This window comes from Pseudomonas sp. rhizo25 (assembly GCF_031931935.1).
Lineage (GTDB): Bacteria > Pseudomonadota > Gammaproteobacteria > Pseudomonadales > Pseudomonadaceae > Aquipseudomonas > Aquipseudomonas synxantha.
Genome location: NZ_JAUJXA010000012.1, coordinates 27,705 through 43,304 on the forward strand (window position 1 = coordinate 27,705; position 15,600 = coordinate 43,304).

A 15,600-nucleotide genomic window follows, 5' to 3' on the forward strand; every position below is an offset into this window, starting at 1 on the left:
CATGTCCGCGCGCCTGCTCTATGTAATGGACCCGATGTGTTCCTGGTGCTGGGGCTTTGCTCCGGTAGCGCAGGCGCTGGTTGAGCAGGCCCAGGCGGCCGGCGTGGACGTGCACCTGGTGGTGGGCGGCCTGCGCACCGGCAGCGGCGCGGCGTTGGAGCCGACCACCCGGCGCTATATCCTGGAGCACTGGCAGGCCGTCACCGAGGCCACCGGCCAACCGTTCAAGCTCGAGGGCGCGCTGCCTGATGGTTTTGTCTACGACACCGAGCCGGCCTGCCGCGCCATCGTCACGGCGCGCAGCCTGGCGCCGGATTGCGCATGGACGTTGCTGGGCCTGATCCAGCGTGCATTTTATGTCGGGGGCCGCGATGTGACCCTTGCCAGTGTGCTGGTGGAACTGGCGGAGCAGGCGGGCATACCACGCATCGAGTTTGCCGGCGCTTTCGACCGCGCCGAGCAGCATGCGGCGACGGCGGCCGATTTTACCTGGGTGCAGGATTTGGGCATCGCTGGCTTCCCTACCTTGCTGGCCGAGCGCGATGGCCAACTGGCCTTGCTGACCAACGGCTACCAATCGCTGTCCGAACTGTCGCCTTTGCTCGCCCGCTGGTTGGAGCGAGCCGCCTGTGTATGAACAACCCCAACGCACCGACCGCCTGACCTGGGCGGAAATCCGCCGCCTGGCCCTGCGCCACAAGAGATCCCTGTGGGTCGCCAACGGTGTCGCTGTACTGGCGACCCTGTGCAGCGTGCCCATCCCGCTGCTGTTGCCATTGCTGGTGGACGAAGTGCTGCTCGGCCATGGCGACGCTGCGCTCAAGGTGATGAACCACGCATTGCCCCTGGGTTGGCAGAAAGCCGCCGGCTATATCGGCCTGATGCTCTTGGTGACCCTGGCCCTGCGTTGTGGCGCGCTGGTGTTCAACGTGGTGCAGGCGCGCCTGTTTGCGCGCTTGGCCAAGGACATCGTCTATCGCATCCGCGTGCGCCTGATCGAGCGCCTCAAGCGCATCTCCCTGGGCGAGTACGAAAGCCTGGGCAGCGGAACGGTCACCACGCACCTGGTGACCGACCTGGATACCCTGGACAAGTTCGTCGGTGAAACCCTCAGCCGTTTTCTGGTAGCGATGCTGACACTGGTCGGCACCTCGGCGATCCTGGTGTGGATGCATTGGCAACTGGCGCTGCTGATCCTGTTGTTCAACCCGCTGGTGATCTACGCCACAGTGCAGTTGGGCAAACGCGTCAAGCACCTCAAGAAGCTCGAGAACGACAGTACTTCGCGTTTTACCCAGGCGCTCACGGAAACCCTGGATGCCATCCAGGAAGTGCGCGCCGGTAATCGCCAGGGCTTTTTCCTTGGGCGCCTTGGCCAGCGTGCCCAGGAAGTGCGCGACTACGCCATTCATTCCCAATGGAAAACCGACGCGTCCAGCCGCGCCAGTGGTTTGCTGTTCCAGTTCGGTATCGACATTTTTCGTGCTGCGGCCATGCTGACCGTGCTGTTTTCCGACCTGTCCATCGGCCAGATGCTCGCCGTGTTCAGCTACCTGTGGTTCATGATCGGCCCGGTGGAACAACTGCTGAACCTGCAATACGCCTACTACGCGGCCGGTGGTGCGCTGACGCGGATCAACGAGCTGTTGGCGCGTGCCGATGAACCGCAATACGCAGGCGGCGCAGATCCGTTCAGTGGGCGCCAAACCGTCGGCATCGAGGTGCGTGGCCTCGACTTCGGCTACGGCGAAGACCTGGTGCTTGACCAATTGAACCTGGCCATCGCACCGGGTGAGAAGGTTGCGATTGTCGGCGCCAGCGGCGGCGGTAAAAGTACCCTGGTGCAACTGTTGCTGGGGCTTTACACCCCGCAGGCGGGCAGTATTCGTTTTGGCGGTGCGACCCAGCAGGAGATCGGCCTGGAAACCATTCGCGAGAACGTCGCGGTGGTGCTGCAACACCCGGCGCTGTTCAATGACACCGTACGCGCCAACCTGACCATGGGCCGCACGCGTTCCGACCAAGCCTGCTGGCAGGCACTGGAAATCGCCCAGTTGGAGGCTACTGTCAAGGCACTGCCGCTGGGCCTGGACAGCGTGGTAGGGCGCTCTGGCGTGCGCTTTTCTGGTGGGCAACGGCAACGCCTGGCCATCGCCCGCATGGTGCTTGCCGAGCCTAAGGTGGTGATTCTGGACGAAGCCACTTCGGCGCTGGATGCGGCTACCGAATATAACCTGCACCAGGCACTGGCGCGGTTTCTCAGTGGGCGTACTACACTGATCATCGCCCACAGGCTGTCTGCAGTGAAGCAGGCTGACCGGGTGCTGGTATTCGATGGCGGGCATATCGCCGAGGATGGCGATCATCAACAACTGATCGCCGATGGCGGATTGTATGCAAAACTGTACGGACATCTGCAACAAGTGCGTTGATTTAGCTTAGGCTGTGCTATCGGAAGCGGATTTTCGCGTGCGTATTGAGCTGTGCATGTGCAAGGGACTTCATGAAGCAAAAGCGGACTCTCGGAACGCCACGGTTGTTGGGTATTGTCTGGCCCTTTATCGCCGTTGTCTTGTTCCAGGCATTGTTAGGCTGCGGCAGTCTCTACGTGCTTTCTGCGGTGCGTGGCTATGTGGCTGGTGAAAGCTTGTGGTCCAAGGGCCAGAAGGACGCGATCTACTACCTGACGCTGTATGCCGATAGCCGTGACGACGCCACTTACCTCAAATACCAACAGGCCATTGCCGTGCCCCAGGGCGGGCATGAGTTGCGTGTCGCCCTGGACAGTGCCACGCCTGACCTGGCTGCCGCACGCCTGGGCATCCTCAAGGGCGGCAATCACCCGGATGACGTCCCCAGCCTGATCTGGCTGTACCTTAACTTCCGTCATTTCAGTTATCTGGAAAAAGCCATTGAACTGTGGACAGTTGGCGATGCTTATCTGGAACAACTGGATGAACTGGCCCGGGAGATGCACCGCGCCATCGGCACTGACCAGGTCACGGACAATGACGTGCGTAGCTGGAAGGCGCGCATCATCGCCATCAACGAGGGAGTGACCCCAGCCGCAAAGGCGTTCAGCGATGCCTTGGGCGAAGGTTCGCGGGTGATCCTGCGCCTGTTGTTGATCACCAACCTGGCCACCGCCCTGGGCTTGATCGTGCTGGCGCTGCTGCGCACCCATAAGTTGCTGGCCCAGCGCCATGCATTCGCCGATGCCCTGCAAGCGGAGAAGGAGCGTGCACAGATCACTCTGGAGTCAATTGGCGATGGGGTGATTACCACTGACGTCGACGGTGCCATTGCCTATATGAACCCGGCGGCCGAGGTGTTGACCCACTGGAAGTCGGAGCAAGCCCAGGGGTTGCCGCTGGCGGCATTGTTCAAGTTGCTGGATGAAAACGCCGAGCCCGACGGTTTCACCTTGATCGAGCACATCATCAAGGGCCAGCTCAGTGGCGGCAGCGAGCATTCCAAGCTGATCCAGCGCCTGGACGGCAGCACCGTCTCGGTCACCCTGGTCGGCGCGCCGATCCGCAGCGCCGGCAAGATCAGTGGTGCGGTGCTGGTGCTGCACGACATGACCCAGGAGCGTCAGTACATCGCCAACCTTTCCTGGCAGGCGACCCACGACGCCTTGACCGGCCTGGCCAACCGTCGCGAATTCGAGTTCCGCCTTGAACAGGTGCTGCAACACGCCACACGCCAGCAAACTGGGCGACATGCGCTGATGTTCCTCGACCTCGACCAGTTCAAGCTGGTCAATGACACCTGCGGCCATGCCGCGGGCGACGAGTTGCTACGCCACATCTGTGCGCTGTTGCAATCGGACTTGCGCGAGGGCGACACGTTGGCGCGCCTGGGCGGCGATGAGTTCGGCATCCTGCTGGAGAACTGTCCGCCGGCGGTGGCGGAAAAGATCGCCGAGAGCTTGCGTCATACCGTGCAGAGCCTGCACTTTGTGTGGAAGGGCCGGCCGTTCATGACTACCGTCAGTATTGGCCTGGTGCATATCTCGCAAACCCCGACCACCCTGGAAACCTCGCTGCGCGCTGCTGACATGGCCTGCTACATGGCCAAGGAAAAGGGCCGCAACCGCGTGCAGGTCTACCACGCCGACGATTCCGAGCTGTCCCTGCGCTTTGGTGAGATGGCCTGGGTGCAGCGGCTGCACATGGCCCTTGAAGAAGATCGCTTTTGTCTCTACGCCCAGGAAATTTCGCCTTTGGGCCAGACCGAAGCCGGCAACGGGCACATCGAAATTCTCCTGCGTCTGCATGATGAGGCGGGGCGAATCATCCTGCCTGACAGTTTCATCCCCGCGGCCGAACGTTACGGCTTGATGACTTCCCTGGATCGCTGGGTGGTGGAGAACGTATTCAAGATTATCGCCCGTTGCATGCATGAACGTCCGGGCCGCCCCATGGCGATGTGTGCGATTAATCTGTCAGGCATAACTATCGGAGATGATGACTTTCTCGGTTTTTTGCGTGAGAAATTCGGCACTTACAACATACCGCCAGAAATGATTTGTTTTGAAATAACTGAAACCAGTGCTATAGCCAATTTGGGTAGTGCGATTCGCTTTATTAATGAACTCAAAGCCTTAGGCTGCCATTTTTCTCTCGATGACTTTTGCGCCGGAATGTCCTCATTCGCATATTTGAAACATTTACCTGTAGACTTCCTGAAGATCGATGGAAGTTTCGTAAAGGATATGCTGGACGACCCGATTAACCGCGCCATGGTCGAAGTGATCAACCACATCGGCCACGTCATGGGTAAGCGTACGATTGCCGAGTTTGTTGAAACACCCCAGATCGAACAGGCGTTGCTTGAGATCGGTGTGGATTACGCTCAGGGCTACCTGATTGAACGCCCGCAGTTGTTTACCTTTGATAGCTTGCAGTGTCGACCTGCGCGACCGCAGCCACTGTTATTCAAGGCGCCCGGCACTTTCCGCTGAAACATTTGCTGGTCTGTACAATCACACTTAAAAGGAGCCCTACAGTGATCGACACCTTCAACAGAACCGGCCCGCTTATGGAAGCCTCGAGTTACCCCGCCTGGGCGCAGCAATTGATCCAGGCCTGTAGCGAGAGCAAGCGCCGGGTTGTCGAGCACGAACTGTATCAGCGCATGCGCGACAACGCCCTCAGCGCCCAGACCATGCGCCACTACCTCATTGGTGGTTGGCCGGTGGTCGAACAGTTTGCCTTGTACATGGCGCAGAACCTGACCAAGACCAAGTTTGCCCGCCACCCGGGGGAGGACATGGCACGACGTTGGCTGATGCGCAATATCCGTGTGGAACTCAACCATGCCGATTATTGGGTGCACTGGGCGCGTGCCCACGGCGTCAGCCTGGAAGAACTGCAGGCGCAGGACGTACCGCCGGAACTGCACGCACTGAGCCATTGGTGCTGGCACACCAGTTCGGCCGATCCGTTGATCGTCGCGATTGCCGCCACCAACTACGCGATCGAGGGGGCGACTGGGGAGTGGTCCGCCGTGGTCTGCTCGACCGGTGTGTATGCTGCCGCCTTCCCTGAGGAAGATCGCAAGCGCGCGATGAAGTGGCTCAAGATGCACGCCCAGTACGACGATGCCCACCCGTGGGAAGCCCTGGAAATCATCTGCACCCTGGCCGGCACCAACCCGAGCAAGGCGCTCCAGGAAGAGCTGCGCCAGGCGGTGTGCAAGAGCTATGACTACATGTACCTGTTCCTGGAAAGCTGCATGCGCCTGGAGACCGCGCAGAAAGACCAAGACAAGGCGGCGGTTCGCGAGCGCCCAATGCGCGTCGCCAGCGAGGCGTGAGGTAAGTGCGATGGCGGGGGCTTACCCCGCCATTGCCAAGCGGTTACGGCCTTCGCGCTTGGCCACGTACAACGCGTTGTCTGCCCGGCGCAGCAAGCTTTCAGCCGACTCGGCCGCCAATAGCGTCGAGCAGCCCAGGCTCACCGTCAATTCGATCCGCGTGCCCTCCACCCAGTAGTCCTGGGCTTGTGCCGCCTGGCGCAGGCGTTCACCGACCATCCTCGCGGCCTCGCGACCGGTGTTGGACAGCAGGATCAGAAACTCTTCCCCGCCAAAGCGGAACACCATGTCCACGTTACGCAACTGGCGCTTGATCGCCCCGGCCACGGCGCGCAGCACGCTGTCGCCAGCGGCGTGACCATGGGTGTCATTGATTTTTTTGAAATGGTCGATGTCCAGCATCAGCAACGACAGAGGGTGCAGGTGCCGTCTGGCCATGTCGATTTCCCGTTGCAGGGTCTGGTCCATGGCGACGCGGTTGCCGGTTTCGGTCAGCGGGTCACGCAGGGCGCTGCGGGTGGCGGCGCGGTAGAGCAGGGCGTTGCGCATCGGGTAAAGCAACGTTACCAACAGCGCCTCGAGCTGGTTCAGCTCCTCTTCGATCAGGCGTTGGTTACGGCGCAATACCAGTTCGCCCAAGTGCTCGCCCTCGTGGCTCAAGGTGTAGCTCACCGAATGGTGGCCACGATGGCCGAACTCCAGGCGCAGGTCGCTGGCGGCATGGCGATATTGCAACGCATCCAGTGGTACCAAGCGCTGTATTTCGCGAAAGAACAGACTGAGGATACGCTCCGGCTCAAGGCTGGTTTGCAGCTGCTGGCTCAATTGCTGGCGAAGTTCGGTGAGTGTTGCAGGGCGACGTGGGCGAAGGGAAGGCTGACCCAATCCCAGGCGCTGCAATTTGGCACTGTCGAAGTCAATTGCGTTGGTCTGGGTGGGTGTTTTCATAAACGAATGGCCTCTAAGCACTTGGCTGTCTTACAGGCGGGATGAGAGTGGCGAACGCCAAGCGTCTTACTGTTCCTTCAGTACCGTAAAACATTGGAAACAGTTTAAACCGCTTTGCCTCGGGTTATAACCCCGGGGCACTGCCGCACGTCTTGTCATCGCCCAACCTGCTTGAAGAGTATTAGAGCGAGATTCGTGCCAAGTTTATGCAGTCAACAAAACTCCTTATAAATCAATCGACTGTATTTAATGTCAGAAAAGTCTGGAAAACAATGGCGCCAGTTATTTGGCTGGTTGGAGCTAGAGTTGCTACCGCTTGCTCAGTTTTACTCTTTGCGGGTCAGGTTGTTTGCCGAAAATAAAAAATATCTGGATTGAGCCGCAAATACAGCACGGCTCCCATCACGATAAAATCCAGGCATACGTTAAGGTCGAGAGGTATCGCCGAGCAGCAAGGCTAGACCAGGGTGCTGCGATCGATCTGTGCGATTGAAGTAACCCCGGTCAGGGTCATCGCCACGCGCATTTCCTTGGCGAAGATATCCAGCAGGTTCTCCACCCCGTGCTGGCCCTCGGCGGCCAGTGCATAGGCGGCGGCACGCCCGAGCAGGCATGCCTTGGCACCCAGGGCGAGCATGCGCACCACGTCGAGCCCGGAGCGAATGCCGGAGTCCACCAGCACGGTCAGGTCGTCGCCCACGGCTTCGGCAATCGGCGGCAACGCCTTGGCCGTGGACAGCACGCCGTCGAGTTGGCGGCCGCCATGGTTGGAGACCACGATACCGTCGGCGCCGAAACTCACCGCATCCTTGGCATCCTGTGGGTCGAGGATGCCCTTGATGATCATCGGGCCTTTCCAGAACTCGCGGATCCATTCCAGGTCTTTCCAGCTGATCGACGGGTCGAAGTTGTTGGCGAGCCAGCCGATGTAATCTTCCAGGTGGGTGGGTTTGCCCAGGTACTTGGAGATATTGCCCAGGTCGTGGGGGCGACCCATCAGGCCTACATCGAAGGCCCATTGCGGTTTAGTGATTGCCTGCAACATGCGCCGTTGCGCCGCGTATGGGCCGGACATGCCCGAGTGAGCATCGCGGTAGCGCGCGCCGGGTGTCGGCATATCCACAGTGAACACCAGCGTGGTGACTCCAGCCGCCTGCGCCCGCTCCAGCGCGTTGCGCATAAAGCCTCGGTCCTTGAGCACATACAGTTGGAACCAGATCGACTGCGGGCTTTGCGAGGCCACTTCTTCAATCGAGCACACCGATACCGTCGACAGGCAGAAGGGAATGTTTTTATTGGCCGCCGCCTTGGCCGCTTGCACTTCCCCGCGCCGCGCATACATGCCGGTCAGGCCCACCGGGCTGAGGATTACCGGCATCGCCAGTTCAGTGCCGAACAGCTCGGTGCTCAGGCTCAGGTTGTCGACATTGCGCAGGATGCGCTGGCGCAGGCTGATCTCGGCCAGGTCCGAACTATTGGCGCGCAGCGTGTGCTCGGCATAGGCGCCGCCGTCGATGTAGTCGAACAGAAAGCGCGGCAACTTGCGCTTGGCTGCAGCGCGGTAGTCGGAAGCGGACGAGATGATCATCTACGGTGTCTCCACAGGGCAAAGTGCTACACCATAAGCAAAGTTGTGACATGATAAAAACAACTTTTATCGCTGCTATCCAGTCGCAAAGGGAATACTGATGAACCTGCGAACCTTGCGTGCATTTGTCGAAGTGGTACGCCAAGGCGGCTTTTCCCAGGCGGCCGACACGGTGGCGCTGACCCAGTCCACCGTCAGCAAGGCGGTCAAGACCCTGGAGGATGAGTTGGGCACGCCGCTGCTCAATCGCCTCGGCCATAAGAACGAACTTACCGCTGCCGGTGAAATTGCCTACCGCCGCGCCCTGGTGATACTCGCCGAACGCAACGACCTGGTGGCTGAAATCAATGACCTGCGCGGCCTCAAGCGTGGTGTGCTACGCATTGGCCTGCCGCCCGTAGGATGTGGCGTGTTGTTTGCCGCTATGTTTGCCGCTTACCGCAGCCGTTACCCGGACATCGATATCGAACTGACCGAATACGGCAGTAAAAAACTGCGTGAATGCCTGGAGGCGGGGGAGGTCGACCTCGCGGCCCTGCTGTTGCCGGTAGATGAAGGCTTCGACTACCAGCCAGTACGCAACGAACCCCTGATCGCCGTGCTGCCTATCAGTCACCCGTTGGCGCATCGCAAGCGCATCGACTTTACCGACCTGGCGGACTCGCCATTTATCCTGTTCGAAGCCGGCTTCGCCCTCAACGCCAAGATCCTCAGCGCTTGCGAGCGCAAGGGCGTGACCCCCAAAGTCACCGCCCGCAGCGGGCAGATCGACTTTATCGTCGACCTGGTCGCCGCCGGCCTAGGCGTTGCCTTTCTGCCACGCATGCTGGCGCACAAGCATCAACACGCCGGCATCGCCTTGCTCCACCTGGACGAACCCCACACCGACTGGCACATCGCCCTGGCCTGGCGCGCCAGTGCCCACCTGCCACCTGCGGCGCGGGCCTGGCTGGATTTGGCCCTGGAGCCGGGGTTCTCGAGCGGTCATGGGAGTTAATTGCGACGAACGTCAGGGAACGCTTGACTTCTTCTTTTTAATCAGTAACATACGGCGCATTCCGCGATAGCTCAGTTGGTAGAGCAAATGACTGTTAATCATTGGGTCCCTGGTTCGAGTCCAGGTCGTGGAGCCAGATAGAGAAAAGCCTGTAGAGATACAGGCTTTTTTTTGCCTGGGATTTGACCCAGCAATCCAAACGCTTAGCGCGATTCCCATGACGCCATCTCTAATCCTTCGATTCAGAGGTAAGGCCAATGAAAGTCGCTGCAGTCGTTTCAACCAAACGCGGGCCGGGTAAAACCACGGTTGGCGCCAAACCAGGCGCGTTCTGCGCCGACGCGGGTCTTCGTACTCGTCGATCTCGATACCCAGCCGTCACTGTCCTCGTTCTATACGCTAACGCATGAGGCGCCGGGAGGGACCTTCCAACCTTTTTGGTTTCAAAGCGTACAAGGATTAACCAGGTTTACGATAGCGGTCATCGTCATGCTTGCTCTCCCATGCCCCGTGGCCTTTACATAATCCTTTTCAGTGCCCACTAAGGTTCGCTTTCCTGGTTGGAGCATGGTGTCCACGATGAGTTTTTTCTTCGCTATATCCGGTTTAAAACTCGGCTCTACTGGCCAAATCTGCACGGCGTAGTGTTGCGCGAACAAAAACAGATTTGGAGTGGTGTCTACCGGCGTTTGTAGGTGCGCGCACATGACATCGCTGGCTTGTACTTCAAAAATTGTTTTGTAGTGGGGCTTGTCGTAACTGGCCAATATCAATTTTGTCCGAGTCTGAACCCCCAGCGCTTCCTGAGGATGGCAAGGCGTCAGTTCACCATAGGCGTAGGCGCACCAATTCACCTGGGTCATTGTGACAATTTCTTCAGGTTTTAATGACAAGTCTTTCTGGATGCTCAACTGGTCTTGCGGCTTTTCGTAAGGGATTGCTGCACAACCAGTGAGCAATGTGAGCGTGAGCAGAGTGATGAAATTGAAATACATTGCTTTCCTATCCTTGGTGGAGCTCGATTCGCAGCGATTCTACCGTCAAAAGCCTGCGTGGATTCAACGCAGGGTCAGATGAATTCAACGCTATTGAGCCCCAAGCAAGCCAGGAAGATCCTGTGGCTCGTCGGCATCCGTCGATTTACCCCCTGTGGCGGTGTAGCAGTCGTCTGCGCTGCGCCTGCCATCAGGGTAGACAATAAAGCCCCCGCGCCCATTGTGACATTCGTGCAGGTATACCGACGCCAGCTCGCGTTGCTTATCAACATGGGCATTCAAGCGCGCGATATAGATACCGACCGCAACCGACACACAAACAATCAGCACCACACAGGCGACCAACTGGTTGGCATAGCTGGCGTCGACGTCGTCAGCATGCACAGGTGACATACCACGACCCTGAGTGCTCGATGTTGTGGCCAATCGGAAACCAGCTATTGCCTCCCATACGCATCCGCTGAGCTTGTGGTGGCAGGCAACCGAGCAGCAGTGTGAGGAAAATCAAGGCTAGCAGGACGCCTTTGATCATCGAAGACAGGTTCATGGCGATGACGAGCTCTGGACTAGAGGAACTCCAGCTTAATCAGCGCTGGGTTAACGTCAGGTAAACACCCGTAGGGAACCGCTCGACTTCCGTTATCCTTCAAACCTCTGCGCACTCCCTGTCCGAGGTTTTTTCCGTGCATATCCACTTGCTGTTGGTCGAGGACAACCTGGATCTGGCCACCACCGTCATCGAGTACCTGGAGATCAGCGGCATCGTCTGCGACCACGTCACTAACGGCCAGACCGGGCTCAACCTGGCCCTCAACCAGCATTACGACGTGATTCTCCTGGATATCATGCTGCCGCGACTGGACGGCCAGCAATTATGCGAGCGGTTGCGTCAGCAAGGCATTCAGACCCCCATCCTGATGCTGACCTCGCTGGACGCTTTATCAGACAAGCTCGCCAGTTTTGCTGCGGGCGCCGACGACTACCTGGTCAAGCCGTTCGAGCTGGCTGAACTGCTGGCCAGGATTCGCGCACTGAGCCTGCGCCGCAGCGGTCAGACCAGTCGCCTGCAAGTAGATGATCTGGTGATGGAACTGACCACCCGCAAAGTCAGCCGCGCGGGGCAGGAGCTGCATTTGTCACCCATTTGCTGGACCTTGTTGGAAAGCCTGATGCGCGCAAGTCCCCAACCCGTTCCCCGAGAACGCCTGGAAGCGAAGATCTGGGGCGATGAGCCACCTGACAGCAATACGCTCAAAGTACACATGCATCGGCTGCGTAAGGCGGTAGACAAACCCTTCGGCCGGCCGTTGATCCATACCCTGCCGGGTGTCGGCATTCAGGTGAAAGCCCATGCGTAACGGCCTGAGCTTGAAATGGGTGATCAGCGGGAGTTTCCTGTGTCTGATTGCGGTGGTGCTGGTGATCTACAGCAGGCTGCTGCCTGAATTTACCGTGCGCGGCTTGTTCTATACCGCCAGTGCGATGATGGAAGAGGAAGCCCAGTATTTTGTCAGGCACTACAAGCAGGACCCGACCACACCGACTCCGCACAATTATTTCTATACCAGCGTCATCGGCAAGGAGGCGTTGCCGCAGGACGTCCGTGAGTTGCTCAATACACCGCCGAATCTGTCCTTCGGTGCGGTGAATATCTTCGGCGATCTCTATTCCGATGACGACGACGAGCCATTCCAGATCATCCTTGAACAGCCCCTGGGTGACGGCAAAACCCTCTACATGTACGACATCGACCACGATAAAGAGGCCGGGGGGGAGGTCGAGACGCCATTGTCTGACGCCTATTTTGATCAGGTCATAGAGAGCGTTAAGTTCATCAGCCTGGCGGTATTCGTGCCGGCGCTGATCATCATCGCTTTGCTGGTGTGGTGGTTGGTCCGTCCGCTGGGACGTTTGGTCCAATGGTCCGGCACCTTGAAAAACCCTGATGCCCTGGCCAGCAGGCGGCCTGGTTTCAACTTCAAGGAGTTCAATATGCTGGCCGATGCCCTGGCCAAAAGTGTCGAGCAAGTGCAGGCCGCCAGCCAGCGTGAAGGCCGCCTGTTGCGCTACACCAGCCATGAACTGCGAACGCCATTGGCGGTGCTCAAGGCCAATATCGAACTCCTGGCCCTGCAATCCGGCGGTGTGCTGCCTCCCTCCTTGCAGCGTATAGAACGCTCCGTGCTGAATATGCAGCTTATCGCCGAGACCTTACTGTGGATGAGTCGCGAGCACGCCGAATCGCTGCCGGAGGAAGACGTTAACTTGAGCGAAGTGGTCGGCGAACTGATTGAGAAGCACCGCTACCTGATCGGTAACCGGGATATCGAGCTGAGCATCGACATCCACGACGAACCTTGCCGGCTGCCCCCTACTGCGTGCCGCATCGTGATCGGCAACTTCCTGCGCAATGCACTGCAATACGCCGAAGAGGGCGCAGTAGATATCAGCTTCAAATACCCTCGGCTGGTGATTGCCAATCACATCAGGGAGATCAAGCCGCGCCAGGAATCCGACGACTATGGCTATGGCCTTGGGTTGCAGTTGATGCGCCAATTGTGCGCAAAGTTGAACTGGCAGATTGACGTGATCCGCGAGCAACAACGCTTCACCGTCATCCTCGATTTCACCCGCGTGATGCCGAGCGCTGCAAATAGATAGTGCAACCGTGTTCTTCCTTACGGCTGTGATGTTTTCAACAGCGCTGGCGTGCCGTGACGAATGGGCGCTGCCGTAGATGCCGCGATGTCCCAGGTCAACAGCAGATGGTTGATCGCCGCATCGATCTGCTCATGGGGTGTGTTATCCCGTGCCTGGATCGACACGCCCTGCAAGAAGCAATCGAACAGGGTCGCCATCGCCTCAACATTCAGCGTGTCCGGCAACTGGCCGGCCTGGATCGCCCGCTGTATACACGCGACAATTCCCGCCCGGGTTCGCGCCCGGGATTGGGTCAGCGCGTCCACCACCCGCGCATGCTCCGGGCTCGGCGCGCTCATCACCCCCAATGTCACCATGCAGCCCTTGGGGTGGGCGTCGTCGCATTGCATGCGCGCTGACTGGCGCAATGCGGTTTCGACGGCCCGGCGTGGCGGCAGACTTTCATCCCACAAGCATTCGGTGACCTGGGCGTAGGTTGCCAGGTAGCGCTGCACGCACTCATCGAACAGTGCTTCCTTGGAGCCGAACGCGGCGTAGAAACTCGGTGCGGAAATGCCGCCACCCAGGCCCGTCTTGAGTTGAGCAAGGGAGGTGGCGTCGTAGCCGTGCTGCCAGAACAGGTGCATGGCCTGTTCAACGGCCTCTTCTCGGTCGAAGCTGCGGGGGCGGCCCATTTGCGCCATGACGGCAATCCTCTTGGGGAGATGAGATAAATACTAGTCGATACATAAGTCGTTGACAATGCGACGCCAGGTCGCGCAACATTTGTATCGATCAGTACTTAAGTCCGCCAAGGAGTTTCCCATGACACCCTCACTCAGCCTATCGGCGTCGTCTGAACGCTTGCCCATCGGCGCGCTGCTCGCTCTGGCCATGACCGGTTTCATCTGCATCGTCACCGAAACCCTGCCCGCCGGGCTGTTGCCGTTGATCAGCGCAGGCCTAGGCATTTCGCCGTCCATGGCCGGGCAGATGGTCACCGCGTATGCGCTGGGCTCGGTGCTGGCGGTGATCCCCATGACCATCGCTACTCGCGGCTGGCGCCGGCGCAATGTGTTGCTGCTGACCATCGTTGGTTTTTTGTTGTTTAACTCCATCACCGCGTGGTCGTCTCACTATGGCGTGACCCTGGTGGCGCGCTTCTTTGCCGGCGTTTCGGCAGGGTTGGCCTGGAGCCTGCTGGCCGGTTATGCGCGGCGCATGGTAGCGCCACAGCAACAAGGCAAGGCCCTGGCCTTGGCGATGGTCGGCACGCCGATTGCGCTGTCACTGGGTGTGCCGCTGGGCACCTGGCTCGGTGGCCTGGTGGGTTGGCGTACCACATTCGGCCTGATGTCGGCGCTGACGCTAGGGCTGATCGTGTGGGTGCTGGTGAAGGTCCCTGACTACCCGCCACAGCCTGCGCATCAGCGCATCCCCCTCGGCAAAGTACTGACCACGCCCGGCGTGCGCCCGGTGCTGGCGGTCGTCATCAGTTGGATGCTGGCCCACAACATTCTGTACACCTACATCGCGCCATTCGTGGCGCGGGCTGGCTTGGCGGACAGGGTCGACCTGGTGCTGCTGGTGTTCGGTGTTGCCGCATTGGCGGGTATATGGCTGACGGCGCGTTTGGTCGAGCCGATGCTGCGCAAAACCGTGTTGGCGAGCCTGGGAACATTCGCGGCGATCTGTGTGGCGTTCGGCCTGCTAGGCAGCCAGCCGGCAGTGGTCTACCTCGGCGTGGCGATATGGGGACTGAGCTTTGGTGGCGCCGCCACCCTGCTGCAAACCGCCCTGGCCGATGCCGCCGGTGACGGCGCGGATGTGGCGCTGTCACTGAACGTAGTGGCATGGAACAGTGCGATTGCCGGCAGTGGCGTGATCGGCGGGCTGCTGCTGGATCGCTGGAGCGTGGCCGCGTTTCCCTGGGCGATGCTGGTATTGATCATCCTCGCGTTGCTGATCGCCTGGACGGCGCATGCCCATGGTTTCAAGCCGGGACGGCGGTCTGCCAATGGGCCTGCGGTGGTGGGGCACTGACCGGCCGATCGCCTAAGCGAGTTTCACATTCATGGTGATGTGGGCGGTGAACACCTTGATGTCGCCCGCATCGAAGATCTCTACCGGCACGATCTTGTCCCCAGCAGTCTGCCAATCGATAGCGCTGCCGTCGGCGACGGCGCGGATATCGGTTTTTGCCTTGGCCAGGTATTCCACGTTCATGCCTTTGGGAATCCAGCGTGCACCTGGGGGAATCGAAGCGTCGGTCATCATGCCGCCAGCCAGTTCGGCGGCGTTGCACAGCGCGATGGCGTGCACCGAAGCCAGGTGATTGGTGATTTCCTTGCGAAACGGCACGGTGACCACCGCGTGGTTGGGCTTCAGCTCAGCGATTTGCGGCGTGATCGTGCTGAAGTAAGGGGCCATTTGGCACGTCAGGTTGCTGAATGCGGCGGGGCCGACGCTATTGAACATGCTCAGGGCTTGGCTCATAGGAATATCCTCAGAAGTGGTTTGCAGAATAATATTCTGTAACCGAACAATATTCCGTTGTTTCCCGGTCTGTCAACCAGGCTTTCTCTGGCGGTCGCTCAACCTATAAACTGTTT

At 59.4% G+C, this 15,600-nt stretch carries 14 protein-coding genes, 1 tRNA gene and 1 pseudogene; 10 read left to right on the forward strand and 6 right to left on the reverse strand.

The features are described 5' to 3' along the window. Position 1: 1 nt before the first annotated feature. The 4 genes from QZR30_RS22035 (at position 2) to QZR30_RS22050 (ending at position 5,820) form a co-directional block, all read left to right on the forward strand. Complete coding sequence (locus tag QZR30_RS22035; protein ID WP_046071892.1) at positions 2-637, forward strand: DsbA family protein; 636 nt, start codon at positions 2-4, stop codon at positions 635-637. Then, entirely contained in the window at positions 630-2,432 is a 1,803-nt protein-coding gene (locus QZR30_RS22040; RefSeq protein ID WP_059397731.1) for an ABC transporter ATP-binding protein, read from the forward strand. Before QZR30_RS22035 ends, QZR30_RS22040 begins: the two co-directional genes overlap by 8 nt. A gap of 71 nt (positions 2,433-2,503) precedes the next feature. Further along, positions 2,504-4,966: an EAL domain-containing protein gene (locus QZR30_RS22045; protein ID WP_046071894.1), complete on the forward strand. Its 2,463-nt coding sequence runs from the start codon at positions 2,504-2,506 to the stop codon at positions 4,964-4,966. 77 nt (positions 4,967-5,043) lie between these two features. Next, entirely contained in the window at positions 5,044-5,820 is a 777-nt protein-coding gene (locus QZR30_RS22050; protein ID WP_442967585.1) for a TenA family transcriptional regulator, read from the forward strand. A gap of 21 nt (positions 5,821-5,841) precedes the next feature. Here the strand turns inward: QZR30_RS22050 and QZR30_RS22055 are convergent, their stop codons facing one another. Beyond that, on the reverse strand, positions 5,842-6,768 hold the full coding sequence (locus QZR30_RS22055; RefSeq protein ID WP_046071896.1) for a GGDEF domain-containing protein: 927 nt from the start codon (positions 6,766-6,768) through the stop codon (positions 5,842-5,844). 457 nt (positions 6,769-7,225) lie between these two features. Then, complete coding sequence (gene lldD / locus QZR30_RS22060) at positions 7,226-8,356, reverse strand: FMN-dependent L-lactate dehydrogenase LldD (RefSeq protein ID WP_068967522.1); 1,131 nt, start codon at positions 8,354-8,356, stop codon at positions 7,226-7,228. Positions 8,357-8,456: 100 nt separating this feature from the next. Between lldD and QZR30_RS22065 the strand changes: the two genes are divergently transcribed. The 3 genes and pseudogenes from QZR30_RS22065 to QZR30_RS22075 form a co-directional block, all read left to right on the forward strand. Continuing rightward, the gene (locus QZR30_RS22065; RefSeq protein ID WP_046071898.1) at positions 8,457-9,353 is read left to right on the forward strand and encodes a LysR family transcriptional regulator; all 897 of its coding nucleotides are present in this window, start codon (positions 8,457-8,459) and stop codon (positions 9,351-9,353) included. Positions 9,354-9,413: 60 nt separating this feature from the next. Beyond that, a tRNA-Asn gene (locus QZR30_RS22070) sits at positions 9,414-9,489 on the forward strand. 121 nt (positions 9,490-9,610) lie between these two features. Next, positions 9,611-9,782 (forward strand): annotated as a pseudogene (locus tag QZR30_RS22075) (ParA family protein); the annotation flags it as partial. 14 nt (positions 9,783-9,796) lie between these two features. On the opposite strand, the gene QZR30_RS22080 reads toward QZR30_RS22075, so the two are convergent. Both QZR30_RS22080 and QZR30_RS22085 read right to left on the reverse strand, forming a co-directional pair. Further along, positions 9,797-10,348 (reverse strand): hypothetical protein, encoded by a 552-nt coding sequence (locus QZR30_RS22080; protein WP_059397729.1) that lies wholly within the window; start codon positions 10,346-10,348, stop codon positions 9,797-9,799. 90 nt (positions 10,349-10,438) lie between these two features. Further along, on the reverse strand, positions 10,439-10,741 hold the full coding sequence (locus tag QZR30_RS22085; RefSeq protein WP_046071900.1) for a hypothetical protein: 303 nt from the start codon (positions 10,739-10,741) through the stop codon (positions 10,439-10,441). 290 nt (positions 10,742-11,031) lie between these two features. Here QZR30_RS22085 and QZR30_RS22090 point away from each other — a divergent pair, with 290 nt between their 5' ends. Then, a complete protein-coding gene (locus QZR30_RS22090) occupies positions 11,032-11,706 on the forward strand; it encodes a response regulator transcription factor (RefSeq protein WP_046071901.1) in 675 nt (224 codons plus the stop codon). Beyond that, positions 11,699-13,009, forward strand: a complete 1,311-nt coding sequence (locus QZR30_RS22095; RefSeq protein WP_311904164.1) for a sensor histidine kinase — start codon at positions 11,699-11,701, stop codon at positions 13,007-13,009. Before QZR30_RS22090 ends, QZR30_RS22095 begins: the two co-directional genes overlap by 8 nt. A 17-nt stretch (positions 13,010-13,026) precedes the next feature. On the opposite strand, the gene QZR30_RS22100 is transcribed toward QZR30_RS22095, so the two are convergent. Further along, positions 13,027-13,692, reverse strand: a complete 666-nt coding sequence (locus QZR30_RS22100) for a TetR/AcrR family transcriptional regulator (RefSeq protein WP_311904166.1) — start codon at positions 13,690-13,692, stop codon at positions 13,027-13,029. Positions 13,693-13,813: 121 nt separating this feature from the next. Here QZR30_RS22100 and QZR30_RS22105 point away from each other — a divergent pair, with 121 nt between their 5' ends. Further along, a complete protein-coding gene (locus QZR30_RS22105; RefSeq protein ID WP_311904168.1) occupies positions 13,814-15,031 on the forward strand; it encodes an MFS transporter in 1,218 nt (405 codons plus the stop codon). A gap of 12 nt (positions 15,032-15,043) precedes the next feature. Here the strand turns inward: QZR30_RS22105 and QZR30_RS22110 are convergent, their stop codons facing one another. Beyond that, the gene (locus tag QZR30_RS22110; RefSeq protein WP_311904170.1) at positions 15,044-15,484 is read right to left on the reverse strand and encodes a hotdog fold domain-containing protein; all 441 of its coding nucleotides are present in this window, start codon (positions 15,482-15,484) and stop codon (positions 15,044-15,046) included. Between the last annotated feature and the right edge of the window lie 116 nt (positions 15,485-15,600).

Excerpts from the sequence above, each read along its gene's own strand:
- QZR30_RS22080 (WP_059397729.1), bottom strand. The coding sequence starts at position 10,348 with ATGTATTTCAATTTCATCACTCTGCTCACGCTCACATTGCTCACTGGT.
- lldD (WP_068967522.1), bottom strand. The coding sequence starts at position 8,356 with ATGATCATCTCGTCCGCTTCCGACTACCGCGCTGCAGCCAAGCGCAAG.
- QZR30_RS22110 (WP_311904170.1), bottom strand. The coding sequence starts at position 15,484 with ATGAGCCAAGCCCTGAGCATGTTCAATAGCGTCGGCCCCGCCGCATTC.
- QZR30_RS22050 (WP_442967585.1), top strand. The coding sequence starts at position 5,044 with ATGGAAGCCTCGAGTTACCCCGCCTGGGCGCAGCAATTGATCCAGGCC.
- QZR30_RS22055 (WP_046071896.1), bottom strand. The coding sequence starts at position 6,768 with ATGAAAACACCCACCCAGACCAACGCAATTGACTTCGACAGTGCCAAA.
- QZR30_RS22105 (WP_311904168.1), top strand. The coding sequence starts at position 13,814 with ATGACACCCTCACTCAGCCTATCGGCGTCGTCTGAACGCTTGCCCATC.
- QZR30_RS22095 (WP_311904164.1), top strand. The coding sequence starts at position 11,699 with ATGCGTAACGGCCTGAGCTTGAAATGGGTGATCAGCGGGAGTTTCCTG.
- QZR30_RS22085 (WP_046071900.1), bottom strand. The coding sequence starts at position 10,741 with ATGTCACCTGTGCATGCTGACGACGTCGACGCCAGCTATGCCAACCAG.
- QZR30_RS22045 (WP_046071894.1), top strand. The coding sequence starts at position 2,504 with ATGAAGCAAAAGCGGACTCTCGGAACGCCACGGTTGTTGGGTATTGTC.
- QZR30_RS22100 (WP_311904166.1), bottom strand. The coding sequence starts at position 13,692 with ATGGCGCAAATGGGCCGCCCCCGCAGCTTCGACCGAGAAGAGGCCGTT.
- QZR30_RS22035 (WP_046071892.1), top strand. The coding sequence starts at position 2 with ATGTCCGCGCGCCTGCTCTATGTAATGGACCCGATGTGTTCCTGGTGC.
- QZR30_RS22065 (WP_046071898.1), top strand. The coding sequence starts at position 8,457 with ATGAACCTGCGAACCTTGCGTGCATTTGTCGAAGTGGTACGCCAAGGC.